At 64.6% G+C, this 23,366-nt stretch carries 21 protein-coding genes; 17 read left to right on the top strand and 4 right to left on the bottom strand.

The features are described 5' to 3' along the window. Positions 1-238: 238 nt before the first annotated feature. Complete coding sequence (locus tag BJG92_RS03495; protein WP_232082634.1) at positions 239-478, bottom strand: hypothetical protein; 240 nt, start codon at positions 476-478, stop codon at positions 239-241. Positions 479-732: 254 nt separating this feature from the next. Between BJG92_RS03495 and BJG92_RS03490 the strand changes: the two genes are divergently transcribed. From BJG92_RS03490 to BJG92_RS03415, 16 genes are all read left to right on the top strand, one after another. Beyond that, positions 733-1,692 (top strand): diacylglycerol kinase family protein, encoded by a 960-nt coding sequence (locus BJG92_RS03490; RefSeq protein ID WP_232082633.1) that lies wholly within the window; start codon positions 733-735, stop codon positions 1,690-1,692. Between the two features lie 320 nt (positions 1,693-2,012). Then, complete coding sequence (locus BJG92_RS03485; RefSeq protein WP_232082632.1) at positions 2,013-3,140, top strand: Gfo/Idh/MocA family protein; 1,128 nt, start codon at positions 2,013-2,015, stop codon at positions 3,138-3,140. After that, positions 3,137-4,132, top strand: a complete 996-nt coding sequence (locus BJG92_RS03480; RefSeq protein ID WP_232082631.1) for an NAD-dependent epimerase/dehydratase family protein — start codon at positions 3,137-3,139, stop codon at positions 4,130-4,132. The genes BJG92_RS03485 and BJG92_RS03480 overlap by 4 nt, the downstream gene beginning before the upstream one ends. Further along, positions 4,129-5,301: a DegT/DnrJ/EryC1/StrS aminotransferase family protein gene (locus tag BJG92_RS03475; RefSeq protein ID WP_232082630.1), complete on the top strand. Its 1,173-nt coding sequence runs from the start codon at positions 4,129-4,131 to the stop codon at positions 5,299-5,301. The genes BJG92_RS03480 and BJG92_RS03475 overlap by 4 nt, the downstream gene beginning before the upstream one ends. Further along, complete coding sequence (locus BJG92_RS03470) at positions 5,294-5,953, top strand: NeuD/PglB/VioB family sugar acetyltransferase (RefSeq protein ID WP_232082629.1); 660 nt, start codon at positions 5,294-5,296, stop codon at positions 5,951-5,953. The genes BJG92_RS03475 and BJG92_RS03470 overlap by 8 nt, the downstream gene beginning before the upstream one ends. A 1-nt stretch (position 5,954) precedes the next feature. Then, positions 5,955-7,097 (top strand): DegT/DnrJ/EryC1/StrS aminotransferase family protein, encoded by a 1,143-nt coding sequence (locus BJG92_RS03465; protein ID WP_232082628.1) that lies wholly within the window; start codon positions 5,955-5,957, stop codon positions 7,095-7,097. After that, a complete protein-coding gene (locus tag BJG92_RS03460) occupies positions 7,097-8,674 on the top strand; it encodes an oligosaccharide flippase family protein (protein ID WP_232082637.1) in 1,578 nt (525 codons plus the stop codon). The genes BJG92_RS03465 and BJG92_RS03460 overlap by 1 nt, the downstream gene beginning before the upstream one ends. Before the next feature lie 24 nt (positions 8,675-8,698). Next, the gene (locus tag BJG92_RS03455; protein ID WP_232082627.1) at positions 8,699-9,931 is read left to right on the top strand and encodes a glycosyltransferase family 4 protein; all 1,233 of its coding nucleotides are present in this window, start codon (positions 8,699-8,701) and stop codon (positions 9,929-9,931) included. Beyond that, a complete protein-coding gene (locus BJG92_RS03450) occupies positions 9,928-11,085 on the top strand; it encodes a glycosyltransferase family 4 protein (protein ID WP_232082626.1) in 1,158 nt (385 codons plus the stop codon). Before BJG92_RS03455 ends, BJG92_RS03450 begins: the two co-directional genes overlap by 4 nt. Positions 11,086-11,392: 307 nt before the next feature. Further along, positions 11,393-12,316 (top strand): glycosyltransferase family 1 protein, encoded by a 924-nt coding sequence (locus BJG92_RS03445; protein ID WP_232082625.1) that lies wholly within the window; start codon positions 11,393-11,395, stop codon positions 12,314-12,316. 103 nt (positions 12,317-12,419) lie between these two features. Then, entirely contained in the window at positions 12,420-13,343 is a 924-nt protein-coding gene (locus tag BJG92_RS03440) for a DUF6492 family protein (protein WP_308011620.1), read from the top strand. Further along, complete coding sequence (locus tag BJG92_RS03435; RefSeq protein ID WP_232082623.1) at positions 13,340-13,738, top strand: VanZ family protein; 399 nt, start codon at positions 13,340-13,342, stop codon at positions 13,736-13,738. Before BJG92_RS03440 ends, BJG92_RS03435 begins: the two co-directional genes overlap by 4 nt. Next, entirely contained in the window at positions 13,713-14,309 is a 597-nt protein-coding gene (locus BJG92_RS03430) for an acyltransferase (protein WP_232082622.1), read from the top strand. Before BJG92_RS03435 ends, BJG92_RS03430 begins: the two co-directional genes overlap by 26 nt. Before the next feature lie 10 nt (positions 14,310-14,319). After that, positions 14,320-16,956 carry a WecB/TagA/CpsF family glycosyltransferase gene (locus BJG92_RS03425; RefSeq protein ID WP_232082621.1) on the top strand — a complete coding sequence of 879 codons (2,637 nt, stop codon included), beginning with the start codon at positions 14,320-14,322 and terminating at the stop codon, positions 16,954-16,956. Positions 16,957-16,958: 2 nt separating this feature from the next. Continuing rightward, on the top strand, positions 16,959-18,320 hold the full coding sequence (locus tag BJG92_RS03420; protein WP_232082620.1) for an O-antigen ligase: 1,362 nt from the start codon (positions 16,959-16,961) through the stop codon (positions 18,318-18,320). 8 nt (positions 18,321-18,328) lie between these two features. Beyond that, entirely contained in the window at positions 18,329-19,171 is an 843-nt protein-coding gene (locus tag BJG92_RS03415; RefSeq protein ID WP_232082619.1) for a chain-length determining protein, read from the top strand. Between the two features lie 155 nt (positions 19,172-19,326). Here BJG92_RS03415 and mscL read toward each other — a convergent pair whose 3' ends face one another. After that, the gene (gene mscL / locus BJG92_RS03410) at positions 19,327-19,824 is read right to left on the bottom strand and encodes a large conductance mechanosensitive channel protein MscL (protein ID WP_232082618.1); all 498 of its coding nucleotides are present in this window, start codon (positions 19,822-19,824) and stop codon (positions 19,327-19,329) included. Positions 19,825-19,999: 175 nt separating this feature from the next. Between mscL and BJG92_RS03405 the strand changes: the two genes are divergently transcribed. Further along, the gene (locus tag BJG92_RS03405) at positions 20,000-20,392 is read left to right on the top strand and encodes a nuclear transport factor 2 family protein (RefSeq protein WP_232082617.1); all 393 of its coding nucleotides are present in this window, start codon (positions 20,000-20,002) and stop codon (positions 20,390-20,392) included. Positions 20,393-20,434: 42 nt separating this feature from the next. On the opposite strand, the gene BJG92_RS03400 is transcribed toward BJG92_RS03405, so the two are convergent. Next, a complete protein-coding gene (locus BJG92_RS03400; protein WP_232082636.1) occupies positions 20,435-22,207 on the bottom strand; it encodes an iron ABC transporter permease in 1,773 nt (590 codons plus the stop codon). Between the two features lie 38 nt (positions 22,208-22,245). Then, on the bottom strand, positions 22,246-23,313 hold the full coding sequence (locus BJG92_RS03395; protein ID WP_232082635.1) for an ABC transporter ATP-binding protein: 1,068 nt from the start codon (positions 23,311-23,313) through the stop codon (positions 22,246-22,248). Between the last annotated feature and the right edge of the window lie 53 nt (positions 23,314-23,366).

Raw genomic sequence — 23,366 nt, 5'->3', positions numbered from 1 at the left:
CAACCACCGCCGCAACCACAGCGCCCTCGGAGGACGACCACCCATCAGCAGATGTAACCAACCTGCTGGCTGAGTACAACTAGGCCGGCCCGGTACCGCACGTGCCCGGGGCGAGGGGGCACCTGAGGGGCACCGGAAACGGCCATCGGCTAGCCGGCATGCCGGAGACCGCCAGCCCGGACACCTGTTTGGACTCCTTCCACACCCTTCCGGGTACTTGCCCGGCGGACGGTAGCCGTCAGCTTTTCGCCTCCGAAGAGGTGTCCGTCGACACGGTGATGGTGACTCCGGTGGAGTCATCCCGGATTTTGAGGTGCAGGTCCCTGCCAACCAGGGTGGCGTGGATATCCTCGCTGTCATCCGGCGCGAGCTGCTCCGCAAGCCGGGTGACCGCCAGCGCCATCGCCCGGCCCCAGTCATGCGGATCCGTGCTGGACGCCTCAGCCTCGGCTGAGTAATTCTCCTGTGGTTCGGTCATGTGCCCCCCGCTTCCCGCGCCCGGAGCGCGCCTCCTGGGGCGATCCCAACAGGTTTCCGGCCGGCTATCGGGAGCCAGCCGGCGGGCTCCGGTACATAAGCATGGCCAGTTTAGTGACCCCGGCGGCCGGCCGTCCATGATTGTCGCCTTAGGGCGGAAGTTCGCTGCGGAACTTCGGTGCCGAGGTTACGCCGTGAGTCCGGCTAGGATTTCAGTCTGGGACACCTCCCGCCCCCCTTGCCCCGAAGGACGCCATGTCAGAGAACACTTCTGCGCCTGATAGCCAGACCGCGCCCGCCAGCACACCACAGGCCCGGCGTGCCGCCGTCGTCATCAACCCGATGAAGGCCCCGGCCGGAGACTTCAAGGCCGACTTCCACCGGCTGTGCGAAACCGAGGGCTGGGCCGAGCCGCTTTGGCTGGAAACCACCGCGGAGGACACCGGCCTGGGCCAGGCCCGCCAGGCGCTGGGGGCGGGAGTCGACGTCGTTATTGCCGCCGGCGGCGACGGGACGGTCCGATGCGTGGCCGAGGTCCTCGCGGGCACCGGCACGCCGATGGGCCTCGTACCGCTGGGAACCGGCAACCTGCTGGCCCGCAACCTCGGGATCGACATCACGGATCCGCTGGCAGCCAGCCGGGGCGTGCTCAACGGCACTGAGTCCAGCGTGGATGTGGTGAAGGCCGTTCTTGACCACTCGGAGGACGAACAGCTCTTCCTGGTGATGGCCGGGCTCGGTTACGACGCCGCGATCATGGCAAACACGGTGGACGAGCTGAAGGACCGGGTGGGCTGGCTTGCCTATGTGGAGGCCGGCATCCGGCACCTTCCCGGCAAGCCCGTGAAGGCGGAAATCAGCCTCGACGGGCAGCCCGCGGTGACCCGCCGGATGCGCAGCGTGATGGTGGGAAACTGCGGCAAGATCATGGGCGGCGTGGAAATCTTCCCTGACGCCAGAGTGGACGACGGCATCCTCGACGTCGTGATCCTTGCCCCGGCCGGGAAGCTTGGCTGGCTGAACGTCCTCGCGGGAGTGTTCGGCCGGAAAGACAGCCGGAACGCCTCCGTGGAGTACTTCACGGGGAAATCCGCGGAGATCACCCTGGACCAGGAGCAGGAGTTCCAGCTCGATGGGGACCACCTGGGCAAGGCCAAGCACCTTAAGGTGACGGTGGAGCCCGGCGCCCTGGCCCTCCGGATGGCTGCCGGCTGAGGGGCGGCCTCCACTCGGGCAGATCATGGGACTACCTGAGAGTGCCACGGGCTAAACGGATCCTAACCGAGTAGTTCCCGTTTACGCCGCTCGAATTTAGTTTGAGAAGGCAAGTATCTGTCACTCGTGACGGCTTCCCCGGCCCCGGCTTTGATTGGTCATGGCATCAACTGATGCCTCCACCGATCAACTTGGGGGATGGCGATGGCAGACCGCTCTGCAGTCAAACGAGAAGTTTGGAATTGTTGGCCAAGCTTCTTTTTTTGCGCCGTTTCAGGCAATAGCGGCCGCCCGGCCAGCCCTGAAACCGGCGGACTCCGATGACCAGGGCCGTCCGGGAGTCGCATCGGCGAGAGCTGGAACTGCTGGAATCCGCCGTTCCCTTGCGGGCCGCCGTTATTGGCGCCGGCTACTGGGGCCCGAACCTGGCCCGCAACTTCCGGGCGTCTCCCGACTGGGAACTTGCCGCCATCGTGGACACGGACCGCAACCGGGCAGCCGCCCTTGCGGCGGCTCACGGGGACTTGGCGGTGTGCGGTTCGATCGATGAACTGCTGGCGACCGTCGAGGTCGACGCCGTCGCGATCGCGACCCCGGCGCACACGCACCACGGAATCGCCCTGGCAGCCCTGGCGGGCGGCAAACATGTCCTGGTGGAGAAGCCCCTGGCGGACAGCCGGTCCAAGGGCCTGGAGATGGTCGAGGAAGCCGAGCGGCGGGGACTGGTCCTAATGGCGGACCACACGTATTGCTACACGCCGGCCGTCCTGAAGATCCGGGAACTGATTGCGGACGGCTCACTGGGTGAGATCCTGTTCATCGACTCGGTGCGGATCAACCTCGGCCTGGTCCAGCCCGACGTCGACGTTTTCTGGGACCTTGCCCCGCATGACCTGTCCATCCTTGACTTCATTCTCCCCGAGGGGCTGAGGCCCCGTGAGGTGGCAGCCCACGGGGCGGACCCGCTGGGCACCGGCCACGCCTGCGTGGGCCACCTGACATTCGCGCTTCCCCGCGGAGCCATGGCCCACGTGCACGTGAACTGGCTGAGTCCCACGAAAATCCGCCAGCTGGTGGTCGGCGGCTCGCGGCGGACACTGGTCTGGGATGATCTCAATCCCCAGCAGCGGCTCAGCATTTATGACCGCGGCGTCAGCCTGGACAAGCAGTCCCGGTCCGCGGCGGACAAGAAAGCCTCGGCCATCTCCTACCGGCTCGGAGACACCTGGTCGCCCGCGCTGCCCGAACACGAGGCCCTCGGACAGATGGTCGCCGAATTCGCCAGCAGCATCTGGCAGCAGCGGCCCGCGCGGACCAGCGGCGCGGCCGGCCTCCGGGTGCTCTCCGTTCTGGAGGCCGTCAGCGACAGCCTCGGCGCGGACGGGAAAGCCAGCGCCGTCATGGGCAACGAGGCCCCACATGAGGCCCAACTGGAGGGAACACGATGAGTACCTTGCAGGGAGCGCACGTCCTGGTAACAGGCGGCGCCGGAACCATCGGTTCCACACTCGTTGATCAGCTGATCGCCGCCGGCGCCGGCCGGATCGACGTCCTGGACAATCTGGTCCGCGGCCGCCGGGCCAACCTGACTGAGGCGCTGGGCAGCGGCCGTGTCCACCTGGTCGAGGGGGATCTGCGCGACCGGGATCTGGTTCATGACCTCACCCGGGGCAAGGACCTCGTTTTCCATCAGGCGGCCATCCGGATTACGCAGTGCGCGGAGGAACCCCGGCTGGCCCTGGAGGTGCTGGTGGACGGGACCTTCAACGTGTGTGAGGCGGCCGCCGCCCACCACGTGGACAAACTGATTGCGGCCTCCAGCGCCTCGGTCTACGGCATGGCGGAGTCGTTTCCCACCACGGAGCGCCACCACCATCACAACAACGACACCTTCTACGGGGCCGCGAAGTCTTTCAACGAAGGCATGGTGCGGAGTTTCCGGGCCATGAGCGGGCTCAACTACGTGCTGCTGCGGTACTTCAACGTCTACGGACCGCGGATGGACGTGCACGGGCTCTACACGGAAGTGCTGGTGCGCTGGATGGAGCGGATCGCGGACGGCCAGGCGCCGCTGGTATTCGGCGACGGACGCCAGAGCATGGACTTCGTCCACACCAGGGACGTTGCCCGCGCCAACGTGCTGGCAGCCGGGAGCGAAGCCCGCGAAGGCGTTTACAACGTGGCCAGCGGGCGCGAGACCAGCCTGCTGGAACTTGCCGAGGCGTTGTTGCGGGCGATGGGCTCCGACCTGCAGGTGGAGCACGGCCCGGACCGTGCCGTCAACGGGGTGGTCCGCCGGCAGGCGGATACCTCGGCAGCCTGGCACGATCTGGGTTTCAGCGCAGAAACCGGGCTCGAGGAGGGCCTCCGCGAGCTCGTCGACTGGTGGCGGCCGCTGCGCCGCGAAATTTCCGCCACCCGGGTGGGAGGAGTCCGATGACCATCAGCCAGGATCACGTGCTGAGCCGGATCAACGTCATGAAACCGTGGCTTGGGGCCGAGGAGGCCGAGGCCGTGGCGGAGGTAATCGCCTCCGGCTGGGTGGCGCAGGGACCCCGCGTCGCGCGCTTCGAGGAGGCCTTCGCCGGCATGCAGCAGACCAGCCATGCCGTCGCGGTCTCCAACTGCACCACGGCCTTGCACCTGGCCCTCAAGGTCGCCGGCATCGGACCGCACGACGACGTCGTCGTTCCGTCCTTCTCCTTCATCGCCACCGCCAACGCCGTCACGTACGTGGGCGCCCGGCCGGTCTTCGCGGACGTGGAGGCGGAGACCGGGAACGTCTCCGGCCGGACACTGGCGCTGGCACTGACGCCCGCCACGCGCGCAGTCATCGTTGTCGACCAGGGCGGGATGCCCGTGGATCTGGAACCGATCCGGAGCCTGTGCGACCCGCTGGGCATCACCGTGATCGAGGACGCGGCCTGCGCGGCCGGCTCCACGTACCGGGGGCGGCCCGTGGGGGCCGGTGCCGAGCTCGCCGCCTGGTCCTTCCATCCGCGCAAGATCCTTACCACCGGCGAGGGCGGCATGTTGACCACCCGCAACGCGGACTGGGCGGACCGGGCACGGCGGCTGCGTGAACATGGCATGAGCGTCTCCGCGAACGACCGCCATGCCTCCGTCCTCGCGCCAGCCGAGGAATACCTGGAGGTCGGCTTCAACTTCCGGATGACCGATCTGCAGGCCGCGGTGGGGCTCGTGCAGCTCGGCCGGCTGGGCGAGGCAGTCGCCAGGCGTCGAGCCATCGTGGCGGGCTACCGGGAGTCGCTCGGTGGCGTGGAGGGGCTGCGCTTGAGCCAGGACCCCGGCCATGGCACCAGCAATTTCCAGTCGTTCTGGTTCGAAGTGCTGCCGGGCTTCGGCCTCGGGCGGGAGGCGCTGCTGGCCCACCTGGCGCGGGACGGCATCTCGGCCCGGCGCGGCATCATGGCCGCGCACCGGCAACCCGCCTACGCCGGAAGGGATACCGGAAAAGCAGACCTGTCCGTCACCGAGCGGCTCACGGACAACACCGTGATCCTGCCGGTCTACCACCAGTTGACGCCGGAGGAACAAGCACGGGTGATCAGCTCACTGCTGCTGGCAGCGGGGCGGGACCATGAGTGAGCTCCTGCTGATTGCGGCCAGCGGCCTGGCCCGCGAAGTGCTGGCCTCCGTGCGTGACAGCGGCCAGTTCGACGTGGTGGGGATCCTCGACGACGACGAGGTCAAGGTCGGATCAACCGTGGACGGCGCACGTGTCCTCGGGCCGGCCAGCCACGCGCTCCGCTACCCGGGCGCGCAGGCGATCGTCTGCGTCGGGGCAGGGCACGGCAGGGCCCGGGTCGTGGCGAGACTCGCCGCGCTGGGATTCCCCAACCACCGCTACGCAGCCGTCGTCGACTCCTCGGTGCGGGTGCCGGACAGCTATGACATCGGCCCTGGGAGCATCATCCTGGGCAACGTCACCCTGACGGCAGGGGTGAGGCTCGGCAGCCATGTGGTGGTGATGCCCGGCGTGACGCTCACGCACGACGACGTCGTGGAGGATTTCGCGACCCTCGCCGCCGGCGTCTCGCTGGGCGGCTGCGTCAGAATCGGGCGTGCTGCGTACCTGGGCATGAACTCCTGCGTGCGGGAAGGCACGTCGGTGGGGGCCGGCGCCGTCGTCGGCATGGGCGCCGCCGTGCTGGGCAACGTGCCGGAGGATGAAACCTGGGTGGGCGTCCCGGCGCGCGCGATCCAGTTCTCGGCAGCCGGCTCGGCGGGGGTGGCCTGAGATGACCGGCGTCCTGCACAGCCCCGTTTCCGTCCCGCTCGTTGACCTTGGTGCGCAGCACGAGGAAGTAGCCCACGAAGTGGAAATCGGCCTCAAAGAAGTCTTCGCGCAGACCTCCTTCATCGGAGGCGCCGCCGTCACCGAATTTGAGCAGGCATATTCCCGGTTCCTCGGTGCCCGGCACTGCATCGGAGTCGCCAACGGCACGGACGCCCTGGAACTGGCACTCCGCGCCGCCGGGGTGAAGTCCGGGGGTGAAGTCATCCTCCCCGCGAACACGTTCATTGCAACCGCCGAGGCCGTGAGCAGGATCGGTGCGCTGCCGGTGCTCGTCGACGTCGACTCGGAGCACCTGCTGATCGATCCGGATCGGGTCGCGGAGGCCGTGAGCCCACGGACCCAGGCCATCATCCCCGTTCACTTGTTCGGCCAAACGGCTTTTGTTGAGCGCCTCGCTCCGATCGCGGCCGCCTGCGGTGCCGTGATAGTGGAAGACGCCGCGCAGTCCCAAGGTGCTACCCGCTTTGGCCGCTTCGCCGGCGCGCTGGGACTGGCGGCCGGCACGAGCTTCTATCCAGGCAAGAACCTCGGGGCCGCCGGGGATGCCGGAGCCGTCGTGACGGGTGATGAGGACGTCGCAGCCCGGGTGCGGATGCTTGGTGCCCACGGCAGTGAACGGAAGTATCAGCACGACGCGGTCGGCATGAACTCACGCCTCGACACCATCCAGGCTGTGGTGCTCAACGCCAAGCTGCGCCGGCTGGCCGGGTGGAACGAACGACGGCGGAGGGCCGCGGCCCGCTACCAGGAACTATTGGCAGACCTGCCGGGCGTCGTGCTTCCCCGCACGGCCCCGGGAAACATCGACGTGTGGCACTTGTACGTCATCCGGGTCGCAGAACGGGACCGCGTGCTGTCAGCATTGAACCAGGCCGGTATCGGCGCAGGCATCCACTACCCGGTTCCGGTGCACCTCAGCCCGGCCTACACCCACTTGGGCTTTGAGTCCGGGTCCTTCCCGGTGGCCGAGCAGGCCGCCGGCGAGATCTTGTCTCTGCCGATTTTCCCGCACATTAGCGAGGCGCAGCAGGAGTACGTTGCTGAACGGTTGAGGCTGTCCCTGCGAAGCCCAGCGGAGCGGTGATGTCGTTGGATCAAGACGGGCTGCCGTCCCTGCGCAGGGCTGCCGAGTCAACGGATGAGCCAACAGCAAACTCCCGGCAACTTGCTGCGGCACTTGCAAGTGACGTAAAAAAGGGCTCGCTGTGGACTGGTGCCAGCACGCTGCTGCTTCGCCTGAGCAACATCGCCCTGATGGCCGTCGTGGCCAGGATTGTTGCCCCGGACGAGCTCGGAGTCTTCGCGCTGGCGGTAACGGTGCAGGCTGTACTCCTTAGCGTGGCTGAACTAGGCGTCGCGTCTGCGATCGCGCGAACGGACCTGGATGTGGACGCAATAGCACCCACCGTGGTCAGCATTTCTGTGATTACGAGTCTTTTCCTTGCGGGCCTCATGGCCCTCTTCGCCGGGGACATCGCGGGCGTCCTGGGATCACCGGCCGCGGAGCAACCAATCCGCATCCTGGCTTTAAGCGTGGCGCTGATCGGGCCCTTCGCCGTTCCCGGCGCCCAGTTGCAGAGCTCATTCAGGCAGGATCTGGTCTTCCGGGCAAACATGGTGTCGTTCTTTCCGGCCAGCGCGGTGCTCATTCTCATAGCACTAGGAGGTGACGGTGCGGCTGCCTTTGCCTGGTCGCGGGTCGTGGGCCAACTGGTTGCCGGATCTCTTATGTTGCTCAGTGTGCCGAAACGATACTCATTCGGACTTAACAAGGCGTATCTGGGGCCTCTCATCGGATTCGGAGTGCCATTGGCGCTGGCGAACCTTCTGAGTCAGGCCCTACTGAATGTGGACTACGTCTTCGTGGGCAGGCTCATGTCCACCGCGGACGTCGGCCTGTACATGCTTGCCTTCAATGTGTGTATGTGGTCGACGGCCGTAATCGGCAGCATTCTCAACGGGATCGTCCTGCCTGCCTTTTCCAGCGTCCAGCGCGACGGCGGCGATATGCGGACGGCGCTCAGCAGCGCAGTCCGCACGGTCGCCTTCATAGCATGTCCGATCGCGGCGTTCACTTGTACTTTTGCGACTCCGCTGGTCACGGCGATCTACGGCAGTCAATGGGTGGATGCCGGGCCTGTACTGCGGGTGCTTTCGTTCTACGGAGTCGTGTTCGTCCTGGGTTTGCTCTTTGCCAACGTCATCATTTCGACAGGGCGCACCTGGGTCCTCTTCTCGGTGCAGTTCGTCGCCCTGGTCAGCTTGATACCGGCGTTGACGGTGGGGATTCATTTCGCAGGCCTGGTGGGGATTGGAATTGCTCACATAGCAGTGATCAGTGTGGTGACTCTGCCCGCTTACCTATGGGCTGTCAGCAGGACCACCGGTGCGCGCATCGGGTTCATCCTGTTGGCCATGGGCAGGCCCGCAATCGCATCAATTGCGGCCGGAATCATCGCCGCATTGGTCACTTGGCCGTTATCAATTGATCTGGTCAAGCTCTGCGTAGGGGGGGTCGCGGGTGCCGTCGTGTACGCGTTTCTAACGCGACACATGCTGGTTCCCATGCTGCCGGAATCCTGGCGGGAGCGGTTCCCGGGAAGCGCTCGCTGCATGCTCGGACGCGCGGACGCCGGGGCTCCTACGAGAAGGGATGCATAGCTCATGCCCAAGATACTCGTCCAAGTGAACAGCCTTGCTTTGGGCGGCACGCAAATCAACGCCGTGGACTTCGCCTCCGAGGTGGCCGCGTACGGCTACGAATCCGTATTGGTTGGGCCTCTTGACACTCTCCCCGATGGCCCATCGCTCTTCGACGTCGCCCGTGAACGCGGAGTTCAATTGAAAACCTTTGACCGTCCGCGGAGTACTGTCGCTGGCGCCCATTCGCTGGCCGCTCTTGCCAAAGAGCACCAAGCTGATCTGGTGCACGTCTACGGTTCGTGGACATCACGGCCCGCATGGTGGGGTCCGTGCCTCATGGGGCGAAGGCCTTTGGTGCTGACCGTGTACGAAATGGCAGTGGATTCCATGACGCCGCGGAACACGGAACTGATCGTCGGAACGAAGTATCTGGAGGAAGAACTCGTGGCGCGTCCAGGGGGCGTCAGGCTGATCAGTCCGCCTGTCGACACCAGGCGGGACGATTCCCACGTCGTATCCGGGAGCGCATGGGTGAAAAGCCTCGGCCTCGATCCCGAGAACCTGCGGATCGTGATGGTCACGCGTCTGGACGAAGAGATGAAAGCCACAGCAGTGAGCCATGCAATCCGCGCTGTAGGTGGCCTTGCGAATACAAAGGTGGATCTGATAATCGTCGGTACTGGCGACGCCGAAATTCGGCTCCGCGGCTTGGCCGACCAGGTTAATGCGAGCCGGCGACGGCACGGGATCGTGCTGGCGGGTCCGATGTCCGATCCCCGTTGCGCGTACGCAGCGGCAGACGTAGTCATCGGTATGGGCGGCTCTGCTGCAAGGAGCCTGTCATTTGGGAAGCCGCTCATCGTTGCCGGTGTGGCCGGGTGGTTCCGCATGTTCACGCCAGACAGCTCGGCAGAACTGTTCCGCAACAGCTTCTGGAGTCCGGATTCCACGCCGGATCCGGTCGGCGACCTAAGGCGGATACTGCTCCCCATTCTTGCGGACTCGGAAAAGCGATCACTATTGGGGCGTTATGGTCGGGAGTTTGCCCAGCTGAATTTCGGGTTGCCAGCGATGGCAAAGCGTCTGGTCGACACGTACGACCTCGCCATTAGCGGCTACGGATTCAAGGCTTGGAGCAGGGACATGCCCCTGGAGCTCCGCCGCCTTCACTTGCGCATCCGGGGCCTAGCGGCATCTTTGATCCGAAATCGCAGAACAACGGACCGGTCGGCTGCGTCCGCGTTCTGCAATCAAGAAATGGAGAAGACGTCATGAGAATCGGCCTGCTCTATCCAGTTCGGAACCCACTAGATCGTCGAAACTGGTCCGGCACACCCTATGGGCTGTACCAGGGGCTGGTCAGCCATGGAGTCACGGTGGTCCCCCTTGCGGCAGATATCCCGAAGGGCGCTCACGAGATCGTCGCCCTTCTCTCCAGAGCAACGGGGCGGCGTGGCGCAGTGGCGGACAGGATGTTGGTTCGGCAGATTGCCCGGACGCGAGTCCTGGCCAGACGCCTCGACCAGGCACTCCCGCTGGACGCTGTCGTGGCGATGGGGACGGAAATGTACGCCTTGGCAGCTGTAATTCGGACAAAGGTACCGTGCCTCAGCTACGACGACGGGACCCTGGAGCAGATGTGGAATCATCCTGATTCCGACATCAGGAACGGAGGATTTCCGCCTGATCATGTGCGCAGATGGATCCGGAGGCAGGCGGTTTCCAGCCGGGCGTCGAGTCTGTGCTGTGTCAGTACCCACTGGGCGGCGCGATCCTTTGCCGCGGACTATGCGATACCGCAGGAACGGATCCGCGTCGTCGGCATGGGCCACCGGCCTCGCGCTGCCGCGCCGACCAATCGGGACTGGTCAAAACCGACTTATCTCTTTGTGGGTGTTGACTGGCAGCGCAAAAACGGCGCACACGCAATGGAGGCGTTTTCCCGAGTGCGCAAGCTCGTCCCGGAGGCAACCTTTCACGTCGTCGGAGATCATCCCGCGATTGACGCGCCCGGCGTCTACGGCCATGGCTTCCTTCCCATGGACGACTCCGCAGCCCAACTATCCTTGGATAGCCTCTACGCGGCCGCGACGTGCTTCGTCCTGCCAAGCAAGTTCGACCCGTCACCGATTTCGTACCTGGAGGCGGCGTCCGCCGGCTTGCCTGTGATTGCCACTCCGCACGGAGGAGCCGCCGAACTTCTGGGGCCGGGGGCGCTGACGGTAGATCCTGCCGACGTCGGCAGCATTGTCCAGGCGATGTTGCACCTCGCGGATCCGGTGCAGGCTCGGACTATGGGGGCTGCAGCTGCCGCGGCGGCGGAAAACTCCTCGTGGCACAACGTTGCCGGCAGAATCCTGGACGCGTTGTCCGGTCTAGAGCAGAAAACTTCCCTGGTTCCGGACGATGGGGCACGCCATGCCGTCTAGCAGGTCGGCTGACGCTGTGAAACGGCTGTCCGATTCCGCTGCCGTTGTGGAGCGCGTCCGGAGAATGGGCGTACGAGAGGCTGGCCGGAGAGTCGTCAGGCGCATTAGCGGGACATTGGACGCCAGATTTTTCACAGCGGACCTCGATTTTCCCCTGCTCCCCGACGACATTGCCGATTCGGGGCGGCTTGACTTGCGGCCGCCTCTAGCAAGCAGCAACGGCAGGAAGTTGAAGCTGGCGTGGCTGTGCACGCCGCCGGGTCCCGGATCGGGTGGCCACACGACGCTCTTCCGGATGGTTCGCGGAATGGAAGATCGCGGCCATCAGTGCACCATCCTGCTCTATGACCGGCATGGCGGGGACCTAAAGCGACACAGAACCGTCATCAGGAGTAGTTGGCCGGAGCTGAGGGCAGATATTGCTGCCGTACCGGTCAGCCTCGGCGGCTTCGACGCCTGCGTTGCTAGTTCCTGGGCCACGGCGCACGTTTTAGCTACACGTGCAGTGAACGGCACCTGTCTTGGTGCGTACTACTTCGTTCAGGACTACGAACCGTATTTCTATCCGCGTGGATCACTCTATGCACTGGCCGAAGACACGTACCGCTTTGGGTTCACCCATCTGGCCCTCGGCCCAATGGTCGCCGGCACACTTCGGCGCGAAGCGGGAGTCGGTGCGCGGACGATCCCGTTCGGGAGCGACGTTTCCGGCTACCACCGGATGAATTCCGGCGAGCGTTCCGGAGTAGTCTTCTTTGCCCGACCAGGAGCCGACCGGCGCGGCTACGAACTCGGACGGATGACACTTCAGGAGTTCCACAGGCGGCACCCGGAGCAGGAGATCCACATTTACGGGTCAAGGGCTCGGGGATGGGGTATTCCACTGACGCAGCATGGAACCTTGAGCTGCGCTGAGCTTAATGACCTCTACAACCGGACCGCTGCGGGTTTGGCCTTGTCGTTCACCAACATCACTCTCGTTGCGGCAGAACTGTTGGCCGCGGGAAATATTGCGGTACTCAACGATCACGAATTCTCGCGTCAAGTCCTCAGGAATCCGGAAGCCGTCTGGGCGGCGCCAACACCTTCTTCGCTCGCGGCGGCGCTCGGCGAGGTAGTCACTGATGCCGCCCGGGATGTCCGCTCAGCACGCGCCGCCGCTCATACTGGGCCGAGTTGGGCCGACTCGCAGGCTGAAGTCGCGCGGATCATAACTGGAGGCGTCGGATGATGAATCTGAGGGGCTTGGCGGCAGAGAGGTGCTGTTTATCTTCTCCCATTCTCGGTTGGGCCCAGCGGCTTGGCATCCGGAACCAACACAATGAGGCGAAGCTATGACAGCCATGGCAATCCTGACACCGTCCTTCCGTCCGGATTACGAACGGCTGGTCCGGCTGCATGAGTCCGTGCTCGAGTTCGCGGATGAATCCGTGATCCATCATGTGATTGTTCCCCGCCGCGACCTGGCTTTGTTCCGGGGCCTTACATCGTCCAGGATGCGCATTTGGGAGGAGCAAGAGTTCATTCCTGCCGGATTTATCTTGACAGATAGCCTCGCCGCTATCGTCAAGAGCATCCCGGTTCTACCCGCCAGCATACGGTTCAGCGCCATCAATGTGCGCCGGCCGTGGCCGCCGGTCCGAGGGTGGGTTCTCCAGCAACTGCTTAAACTGTGCGCCAGTACGAAGCTGGGTGTGGACGCCGTTCTGATCATCGACTCGGATGTGGCGTTGCTGCGGCGCGTGACACCGGAACTGTTCTTCAGGGATGGTGCGGTGCGCATTTACGAGAAGCCGGAAGCGATCACGGCGGGAATGGACCGTCATGTTCTGTGGACCAGGACTGCTCATCGGCTGCTGGGGCTGGCAGTTCCCGAAGCAGGTGCCCACCCGGACTATGTGGCTGGCATTGTCAGCTGGGATCCGCAGCTACTAACCGACTGCCTTGACCGGATCGAAAATGTGACCGGAAAACCATGGGCCACGGCGGTCGGGGCACAACTTCACTTCAGCGAATTCATCCTCTACGGAACATATGTTCGACATTTTGGCAGCCAGCGCCAGCGCTCCTTCACGGCGCCGACCACCCTGTGCCACAGTTACTGGGACACTTCCCCTCTGGCGGGCAACCGCGTGGCGGAGTTCATTTCGGGATTCGGCTCATCCGACATAGCCGTCCACATTCAGTCAAATTCCGTCACCAACGAAGCGACGACAGAACACGTGCTGCGGTCACTCCGGGCGGAGACCAGGCGATGAGCGCCGTTGCTGAGCCGTACCCGAACGCGCGCCACGGCGTTCTGGTGCTGCTGGTCGTCTACCTGGTGACGCTGGCGTTTACCGGATTCTGGCCAACACCAGTGGATCGGCCGGTGGCCGGCTTCATCGGTGACGTACTGCCAATGTTGCACGGCAACGCCATGACATCCGGCATCGATTACGCAAATGTCGAGGCGGCCGCCAACATCGTGCTTTTTGTCCCTCTCGGCCTACTAGCTGCCCCGCTCCTTCCGGACCGCCACTGGTGGCTGGCCGCCCCGGTGGGCCTGCCCGTCGCCGCAGCGTTTGAAGCCGTCCAGCTCCTCGTGTTGGGCCTCCGGCTCCGGGAGCACATTAATGAGGAGTGTCATGATAACTATCGCCAAAACAGCTGACGTAGAAGCAACTGCGAGTATCGGGGACGGAACCCGGATATGGCAGCTGGCCCAGGTCCGGGAGGGTGCAGCCGTCGGAAGGAACTGCAACATTGGCCGCGGAGTGTATATAGGACCTGGCGTCCACGTCGGTGACAACTGCAAGTTCCAGAACTACGCACTGATCTACGAGCCGGCCCGCCTGGCCGACGGGGTCTTTGTGGGGCCGGCCGCCGTGCTCACCAATGACCTGCATCCGCGTGCGGTGACCCCCGACGGCACCCCCAAGGGCGCGGACGACTGGGAAGCCGTCGGTGTCATCGTCGGCAAGGGCGCGTCCATCGGGGCGCGTGCCGTCTGCATCGCCCCCATAAGAATCGGCGAATGGGCCACAGTGGCGGCGGGCGCCGTCGTCACGAAGGATGTGCCGCCTTACGCGATGGTCGTCGGAGTGCCGGCCAGGCAGCGGGGTTGGGTAGGGGAGGCAGGCCTCCCGTTGAAGAAGGACGACGGCGGCAACTGGCTTTGCCCTGCCACAGGACGCCGCTACATCGAAAACAAGGGGCAGTTAAAGCCCGCGGAAATGTCCTGAGGGGTGCGACATGGAACGGTTCGATAACAGCAAAGTGATCCTGGGTGGCACGCCGGTGGATCTGATGGACCCGGAGTCGGCGCTGGGGCTGATCCTCGCCCGGGCGCTGTGCGGCGGGGATCGACCGCTGGCCGTGGCCTCAGTCAATCTGGATCACCTGAACCATTTCGGTACTGGTGGACGTTGGGCGGGCACCCTGCACGAGGACCCCGCCAGCGCCGTTGAATGGCTCTACCTGCTGGACGGGGCGCCCTTGGTGTCACAGTCGCAACGGCTCACGGGACGCCGCTGGCCTCGCCTGGCCGGCAGCGATCTCGCTTCGCCGCTGCTGACACGGGCGGAGGAGCTCGGACTTCGCGTGGGATTCCTCGGCGGCTCGGCCGACAGTCAACGCCTCCTGGCGGAGAAGGTCCTTCGGGAACGGCCGGGCCTTAATGTTGTGGGCATGTGGTCCCCGGACCGCAAGGAACTGGCGTCCGAAGCGGGCTCGGAACGGATCGCCCGGAGTATTGCCAGTTCCGGTGCGCAAATACTCTATGTGGGGCTCGGCAAACCCCGCCAGGAGCTCTGGATAGACCGCTACGCCGGACTCACGGGGGCCGCAGTGCTGCTTGCCTTCGGCGCCGCCGTGGATTTCCTGGCAGGCAGGGTGAGGCGTGCACCCCGCTGGGTTTGTGAGCACGGATTGGAATGGAGTTACCGGCTGGCCCTGGAACCAAAGCGGCTTGCCGGGCGGTATCTCGTTGGCGGTCCACCGGCGTATTTGAAGCTAAGAACTGATTCGAGCACCGTGGCGCCGGTTTTGCCGGCTTCCTGTCCGTTGGCTGCCCCCGCCCCAAAAACGCCGGGAGTCTTTACCGGCCCCAGCGGCTCCGTGGACGCTGCCGTCATCGTCGTTACCTATAACAGTTCCCGGGACATTGATGGGCTTCTTGGTAGTCTTCGGGCGGAGACGTCGGACCTGACGCTTCGAGTGATCGTGGCGGACAATTCCTCCGAAGACGGCACGCTGGGCCTGGTACGACACAAGAACCCTGACGTCACCGCGTTCGGGACCGGCGGAAATCTCGGGTATTCCGCCGGCATCAACGCCGCGCTGCAACGGGCCGGCGACTCGGCAACCGTTGTGGTGCTCAACCCGGACCTCACGGTTGGGCGCGGCAGTCTGAAGACCATGCTGCGACGGCTGCGGGGCTCACACGCCGGAGCAGTGGTCCCGCGGTTAGTCGACCCGCGCGGAGTAACTAGCCCCACCCTGCACCGCGAGCCGAGCATCACTCGGGCCCTGGGCGACGCACTTCTGGGACGCCGTGCGGGCAACCGGCCCGGGTGGCTCGCCACCACAGATTTCAGCCCAGAAAGCTATGACCACCCGCACCCGGTCCAGTGGGCCACGGGTGCAGCACTCATGGTCCAGCGTTCGTTGATGGATTCGCTGACATGGGATGAGTCCTACTTCCTCTATTCGGAGGAAACCGACTTCTTCCGCCGTCTGCGGATGCTTGACGAAACAGTCTGGTACGAACCTGTTGCCACCATGACACATGTCGGGGGCGGGTCTGGGGCGTCTGCGGAACTCAACGCTCTGATGGCGGTCAACAGGATCCGCTATATCCGCAAGTACCGTTCGGCAGCCTATGCAGCGGTCTTCCGTGCAGCACTTGTCCTCTCCGAAGTCCTGCGTTGCTGGAAGTCGGACCGCAAGGGCGTGTTGCTGACCGTTCTTATAGAGGAACTCTGGACGTCCTTGCCGGGGCCGACGAAGGCGTCGTTGCCTGGATCAACGAAGAATATAGACGTTTCGGACTTTCCCATGGGCGCAGTGATCATTCCCGCACACAACGAATCCAGGGTAATCGCCCGAACTCTTGCGCCCCTTGCGCCCCTGGCCGCTGCAGGAAGGCTACAGGTGGTAGTTGCCTGCAACGGCTGTGGCGATGACACGGCGGATATTGCCCGAAGCTTCGGGGGCGTGACCGTAGTGGAATTGGAGCAGGCATCAAAAACCGCGGCTCTGAATGCTGGTGAAGCCGCGGCAACCCGATGGCCAAGGCTGTACCTGGATGCCGACGTTCAGATTAGCGCGGCGACGGCGGCCAAAGTCCTGACAGCCCTGTCTGGCGGCAGTATCTTGGCGGCACGGCCGGCCGTAAGATTCGACCTTCAGGGCGCCCACCCGCTGATCCAGGCCTACTATCGAACCCGCCAGCGCCTGCCCTCCGCGCGCAGTGGCCTGTGGGCTGGCGGGATATACGGGCTGTCGTGGGAGGGCCGCCAGCGGTTCGGAGAGTTTCCCAATGTGACTGCCGACGACTTGTTTGTGGACCGGCTCTTTGCGGCGTCGGAAAAGGCCGTCCTTGACGTTGAACCGGTAGTGGTTCGGCCGCCGCGGACGCCTGCTGCCCAACTTGCTGTGCTGCACCGGATCTACCGTGGCAATGCCGAGCAGAATGGCCGCAGCGGCCATCGCAGCACCGCGGGGAAGACACTCCGGGAGGTGGTTGGCTCCATCGAGGGCCCGCTGTCTGCGGTCAGCGCAGCTGTCTATTTGGGCTTTGCGCTGGTCGGTCGCCGAGGTGCGCGAGACCCGGTCAGCTGGGAACGGGACGAAAGCAGCCGGCGCCCGGCATTGGACGGAAGATCGTGAGGATGAAGGCAGACTCACGGCAGGCCGGAGAGAAGCTGCTCGCGGAACCCCCGTGGCTGCTCAAAGTGACCCTGTTTTCGATCCTGGTGTTTCCGCCGTACATGGTCCTCGAGCCGGTCGGTGCAAGCGGCAGCCTTCCGCAGCTGCTGGCTCTGGGACTTTTTGGACTTTGGGTCGTTTCCTCAGTCCTCGGGCTGCACGATCCGGTCAATTTCGGGCACCCGGGACGAGCCGCGGTCCTGACGTTGCTGCTGGCGTCGTGTGTCAGTTACGGGCACTTCTTTGCAGGCCTAAGCGGGACGAGTACCGTCGCAGGGCGAGCAGCGGCGGATCGCTGGATGCTGCTGATGGTGGCCGCGGCCGGGATCGCATTCGTGACCACAGAATCGGTGCGAAGCCTCAAGGATGCAATGGTGCTGGTGCGCTTTGTCTTGGCTGGCGGCGCGGTCTGCTGCGTCGTCGCGCTCGTACAGTTCGCGACGCACACCGATCCCATTGAGTGGTTCAAGGCGATTATGGTGGGCTTCACGGAGAACGGCATTGCCACTCCTTTCCAGGCTCGCGGCTCGTTGATGCGGGTGGCAGGCACGACACTGCACCCGATAGAGCTGGGCGTCGTGAGCGCCATGCTGCTTCCCTTGGCCGTTTGGCGGGCCCTCTACGACGGTCAGGGCCGCAAGTGGCTCAACTGGTCGCTCGTGGGCCTCTTCGCGCTGGCCAATGCCTTGACCGTCTCACGGTCGGCGCTCCTCAGCCTGGTCGTCGCGCTGGCGGTCACCATTCCGTTTCTGCCGAAGACTGCAAGGCAATGGGCGGCCATGGTGGTCCCGCTGGGCTTGGCGGGACTGTTCCTTGTTGTGCCAGGGCTCATTTCAACGATGTTCAGTTCGGCGACTGCCGGCAGCTCGGATTCGTCGATTACCTTCCGGACAGATGATTATCCGGTGGCATTGAGGTTAGTTGCTGACCGTCCCTGGTTTGGTACAGGTCCCGGAACGTGGATGCCGGCGAACGTGCTCGATATTTTCGACAATCAGTACTTGCTCACGGCCGTGACAATGGGCGTCATTGGGCTGGTCGGCTTGGTGGTCTACCTAGTAGTCCCGCCTCTCGCAGCGCTGGCGGCAGCCAGGAACGCAGAAGGCAATGAGCTCAGCTTGCTTGCTGGCTCGGCGGCAGCGGCCGGTCTCATCGCCACAGTGGCCTCGGGCGTCTTTGACTCCATGTCATTTCCAGTCTTCGCGCTGCTTTGCCCGTTCTTTATTGGTCTGTCAGGAGCCTCCTGGCTGATGGTCAAAAAACAACTCAAGCAGGGACGGGCGACTCCTCCGGGAGCGACTTCCGAACCGGTTACCTGGGGGTAGGAGAAACTATGGATCCGATTTCCGTCATCAAGACACTCTCGCAGCACAAGTGGGTGGCGCTGCCCCTGGTTCTGCTGACCGGCATCGTTTGCCTGTATGTCATGTTCTTTGCCCAGCGCAGCTACGAGGCCAATATGACCTATGCCCTGATAACTCCCAAAGTGCCCACGGAATTGGAGTTGCAGGCTCATCCCGAGTTGGCAGCCGTCAACGGCGACAACCCGTACCTCAGGAGTGGCGACCGAGCCGTGTTGTCCCAGGTCCTGGTGACAAAGCTAGGTTCTCAGGAAACAGCGGAGCAGCTAAGGCGACAGGGCCTGGGGACGGAGTACACCGTTGCTCAGTCCAACACGTCTGGATCCGGAATGCTCCTGCAACTGTCGGCCTCGGGGGCGACGCCTGCTCAAGCTGTCGACACTGCGATGGCGCTCGGCAAGCGGCTCACAGCCACCCTGCATGATGTGCAGACGATCAACGGTGCTGATGAAAGCTACCTGTTCACCGCCCTTGCGGTGGATGGTCCTGGCCAAGCCAAGGAGATGTTCTCGAGCCGGCTGCGGACGTTGATCATCGTGGCGGTCGGCGGGGCGTTGTCGGTCTTCGGGGCGGTATCCATCGCCCGATCCCTGGAGCTGGCCAGGGGTCGACGGCCCGTGGTTGAGAAAGTGGCGAAGCACGCCGACACCGTCGGGGCCCAGGGAACGGGCCTCTCACGTTCGCGCCTTGGCCTGAGGAAAGGCCGGGTGTCGCTGCCCGGCCAGCCCGACTCGCCGGTGGATCCCGGCGTCGAACCGGATGCCGATCGGAGTCTGCTTACGGTCCCTGACCTGAGCCGGTCCCGACGGAAATAGATCCGGGCGGGGCCGCGGGTCCCGCCCGCCGCGGCTCGGCAAGCGCCAGAGTCAGGCGTGCTTTTAGCGGTTCGGGCCCGTGCCGCGCGGTGGGGATGAAAACTGGCAGGCCGATCGCCCCGCGCGAAGCCGCCGTGCCGGCGGGTGGAGGCCCCCTAGCGCACGGGTTCCCGGACGGGCTCTGTCGACGGCTCGCCGGCCGCCGCGTGGCGCCCGACGTCTGCTTCGGGGCCTTCGCCCGCGGCCTCCGGGCCGGCGAGGCGGGCCAGGAGGTCGCGGATCTCGGCCAGCAGGGCGGTGTCGGCCGGGATCGGCTTCGCTTCGGGCTCGGCGGTAGCCAGGCGCTTTTTGACCAGCCGGTTGATCCGGTTCATCGGTGCCACAAAGATGAAGTACACGACGGCGGCCGTGATGAGGAGAGAGACGAAGGCCGTGATCACCGCGCCGACATTGACGAACGTTTTCTCGTTGCCGGGCCAGATGTAAAAGCCCAGACCCTCGGTCTCGACGCCGCCGGCGGCCGCGATGATCGGGTTCACGATATTCGAAGTGAATGCGCCGACGAGGGCCGTGAAGGCGGTGCCGACGACTACTGCGATGGACAGTTCGATCACGTTGCCGCGCAGGATGAAATCTTTGAATCCTTTGAGCATGGGGGTCCTCCGTGTGTCCTTGCCGTGCATCTGCGGTGTGGTGTCCCAGGTGCGGGATTCAACCGCTAGACGCTACCACGGCCCCATGGAATTCCCATCGACAGCCACCCTTGCCAGGAATAGCCTTAAGCCGTCCGGGATTGACCCGACAAGGATGACGGAGAGGTGTCCGATCATGGGAACCGCAGAAAATGCTGAACTGGTCCGGCGGGGGTATGGGGCCTTCAATTCAGGGGACATGGCGACACTCAGCGAGATATTCGCGGAGGACGCGGTCTGGCACGTTGCCGGAAGCGGCGTGCTATCGGGGACGAAACAGGGCCGGGACGCCATCCTGGCTTACTTCGGTGAACTGGGAGCGCGCACCCAGGGTTCCTTCCAGGCCAACGTGCAGGACATCGTTGGCGGGGAAAATCACACCGTGGCTATCCAGCAAACCCACGCAGAAGGCAACGGCAAAACCATGGACCTGGCTACCGTCGTCGCGTTTGTGGTCCGCGACGGAAAGATCGCAGAGGGGCGGGAGTTCTTCGAGGACACGGCCAAGGCAGATGATTTCTGGACGTGACCGGTCGCCCTGGATAGGGTCCGGATCCACGCGCGCTCCGGGTCAGGGCACAAGCGCGGCATCGTTGCGCGCGGCTTCCGCCGGGACCGGCGTCGGGCCTTCCTTGCCGCCGGCCCCGGCTTTCGCCGTCGCGGCGGGCTTCCGCCCCGATCTGCCGTACACCAGATACATGGTCACGCCGGTGATGACCATGAGGAGCACCGTGTAGACGAAAGTGTTTGAGACCCCGTCGACGCCCTCAGCACCGTCCGTGTTCGCCTTGATGACGAGCCCCAGCGGCTGGAGCAGCGGGTGGGCCAGGAAAATCGCGGTGTCGTAATCGTCCAGCATGCTGTTGAAGTTGAGCGCAGTGATGGCCGCCGCTGCCGGCAGCACGATCGGCAGCAGGATCCGGCGGAAAACGTACAGCGTCTTGGCGCCCATGATGTTGGCAGCTTCCTCAAGCGAGGAGTTCACCGAGGCGAACGACGCTTTCAGCATGCGCAAGGTGAACGGGATCTTGACGGTCACGAACGCGATGAGCAGGATCACGGTGGTACCGGTCAGGACGGCGCCGCCGACCAGTGGATTCGGATGGTCGTAGCTGAGGATCAGGCCCAGGGCGAGCAGGGCCGAGGGAAGGATCCAAGGAATGTGGAGCAGGTACTCGAAGACGCCGGTGACCCAGTTGCGGTACTTCTGCAGGAGCCGGGCCACGAACAGCAGCCCGCCGACGGCGATCACGGCGGCCAGTGCGCTGTAGACGATGCTGATGATGAAGGGCCGCAGGCCCGATGGCTGGGTGAGCACCCGGAGGTAGTTGTCCAGGGTGAGGCTGCCCGGGGACAGCTGCCCGGTCTGGATCGCGGCGCCGTCGGCGAAGGAGTACAGCACGATCAGCACCACGGGCAGCGTGTAGACGGCGAACAGCAGGTAGGCGACGGCGTGGACGGCCGCATTGGCCACGGGGTTACGGATCTGCTGCTTCTGCAGCCCGGAGGAGACTTTCGACACCGAGAAGTAGGTGCCGCCCTTTTCCAGCCGCGTCATGACCGCCAGCATCAGCATCGTCGCCACGCCGAGGATCACGGCGAGCAGCGCGGCGAGGTCCCGCGACGTCGGGCTGTTGGTGAAGGTGAGAATCATCGGCGTGATGGTCTGGAAGTCCCGGCCGCCGAGGACCTGAGGCGCGGACAGCGCGCCCAGGCCGGTCAGGAAGGACAGCACCGTCACGGCAAACAGGGTCGGCTTGAGCATGGGCAGGACGATCCGCCGCAGGATGGTCCACGTCGAGGCGCCCATGTTCCTGGCCGCTTCAATGGTCTGGTAGTCCACGCCCTTCAGCGCGTTGCTGACGAACAGCATGTGGTTCGTTGTGGTGGCGAACGTCATCACGGCCAGGACGGCGAAGAAGCCGGAAAACCAGCCGGGGTCCATGCCCGGAAACAGCCCGAGCAGGAAGCCGGTGACGATGCCTTTGTCGCCGTAGATGAACTTGTAGCCGGCCGCCAGCACAATGCCGCCGTAGATGAACGTGGTGGCGTACCCGAGGAACAGGATCCTTGAGCCGCGGATCTTGAAGTACTGGGTGACCAGCACGATGAAGATACCCACCAGATTGACCGTGATGGACAAAGCAACAGCCAGCAGGAAGCTGTTGCCCAGTGATTTCATGGCCCGCTGGGAGGAGAAGAGTTTCTCGGCCGCGCGCCCGGAGAAGCTGCCGTCCGGGAAGAAAGTCTGGATCAGGACGTTGGCATTGGGCCAGACCAGGAAAGCCGCGATGAACCACGTCAGTGCGACGCCGACGATCAGGACGGCGGGGGAGCGGAGCATGCTCCGGGTGCTGCTGCCGTTCGCGCTGCCCGCAGTGCTCACAGCCGGGCCTCTTCCTGCAGCCGGCTCCCGAGGCTGGCCCCGGTTTCCGGGTGGTATTGCAGGACGTGCGACGGCTGCACGTAGACCGTTGCCTGGCTGCCCGTGCCGGGATGGGCCCCGCCGTCTTCCTTGACCAGCAGCCGGATATCGGAGCCGTGGCAGCGGAGGACGTACCGGCTGTGCAGCCCGTGATACGTCTTCGAGACCACGGTTCCTTCCACGGGCACTGCCTGGCCGGTTCCGCCGCCCGGTTCCAGGGACGCCTTTTCCACCCGCAAATAGGAGTTCGCCGCGGGATTCAGGGTGTGCCCCGACCGCCGGTTCAGTTCCGCGACCAACTCGGCCGTGAGGCGCGAGCTGTCGCCGATGAAATTGCAGACGAACTCGGTGGCTGATTCGTCGTAAATGCTTTGCGGAGTCCCGACCTGTTCCACCACGCCCTTGTTGAAGACCGCAACCCGGTCACTCATCGCCAGGGCCTCGTCCTGGTCATGCGTGACGTAGACCGTGGTGATGCCGAATTCGCTCTGCAGGTCCTTGAGCTGCTGCCGCAACTGGTGGCGGAGCTTGGCATCCAAATTGGAGAGCGGTTCGTCGAGGAGCAGGATCTTGGGCTGCAGCACCAACGCACGGGCGACGGCGACGCGCTGCTGCTGCCCGCCGGACAGCTCCGACACATTCTTGCGCAACTGGTCCTCGGATAGGTCAACGCGCCGGGCGATGTCGCGGACCAGCCGCTCGCTTTCCGCCGGCTTCTCCTTGCGGACGCGCAGCCCGAAAGCGATGTTCTCCCACACGCTCATGCTGGGGAACAAGGCATAGTTCTGGAAGACCATGCCGACCTGGCGCTTGTCGCTCGGAAGCATGGTGACCGCCTTGCCGTCGACGTACACGTCGCCGGCGGACGGTTCAATGAACCCGGCCAGGGTCCGCAGCGCCGTCGTCTTGCCGCAGCCCGAGGGTCCAAGCAGCGTGAAGAATTCGCCCGGTTTCACCTCGAGGTGCAGGCCCGGGATGGCGGTGAAATCACCGAACGTGACCTCGATGTTCTCGAAACGGATCATGGCGACCTGACTTTCTGGGTGTGCGGAAGCGGCTGGCGGAAGCAGGGCAGGGT

This window comes from Arthrobacter sp. SO5, from assembly GCF_020532805.1.
Taxonomy (GTDB): Bacteria; Actinomycetota; Actinomycetes; order Actinomycetales; family Micrococcaceae; genus Arthrobacter.
This window is presented reverse-complemented; position numbering and strand designations above follow the sequence as displayed.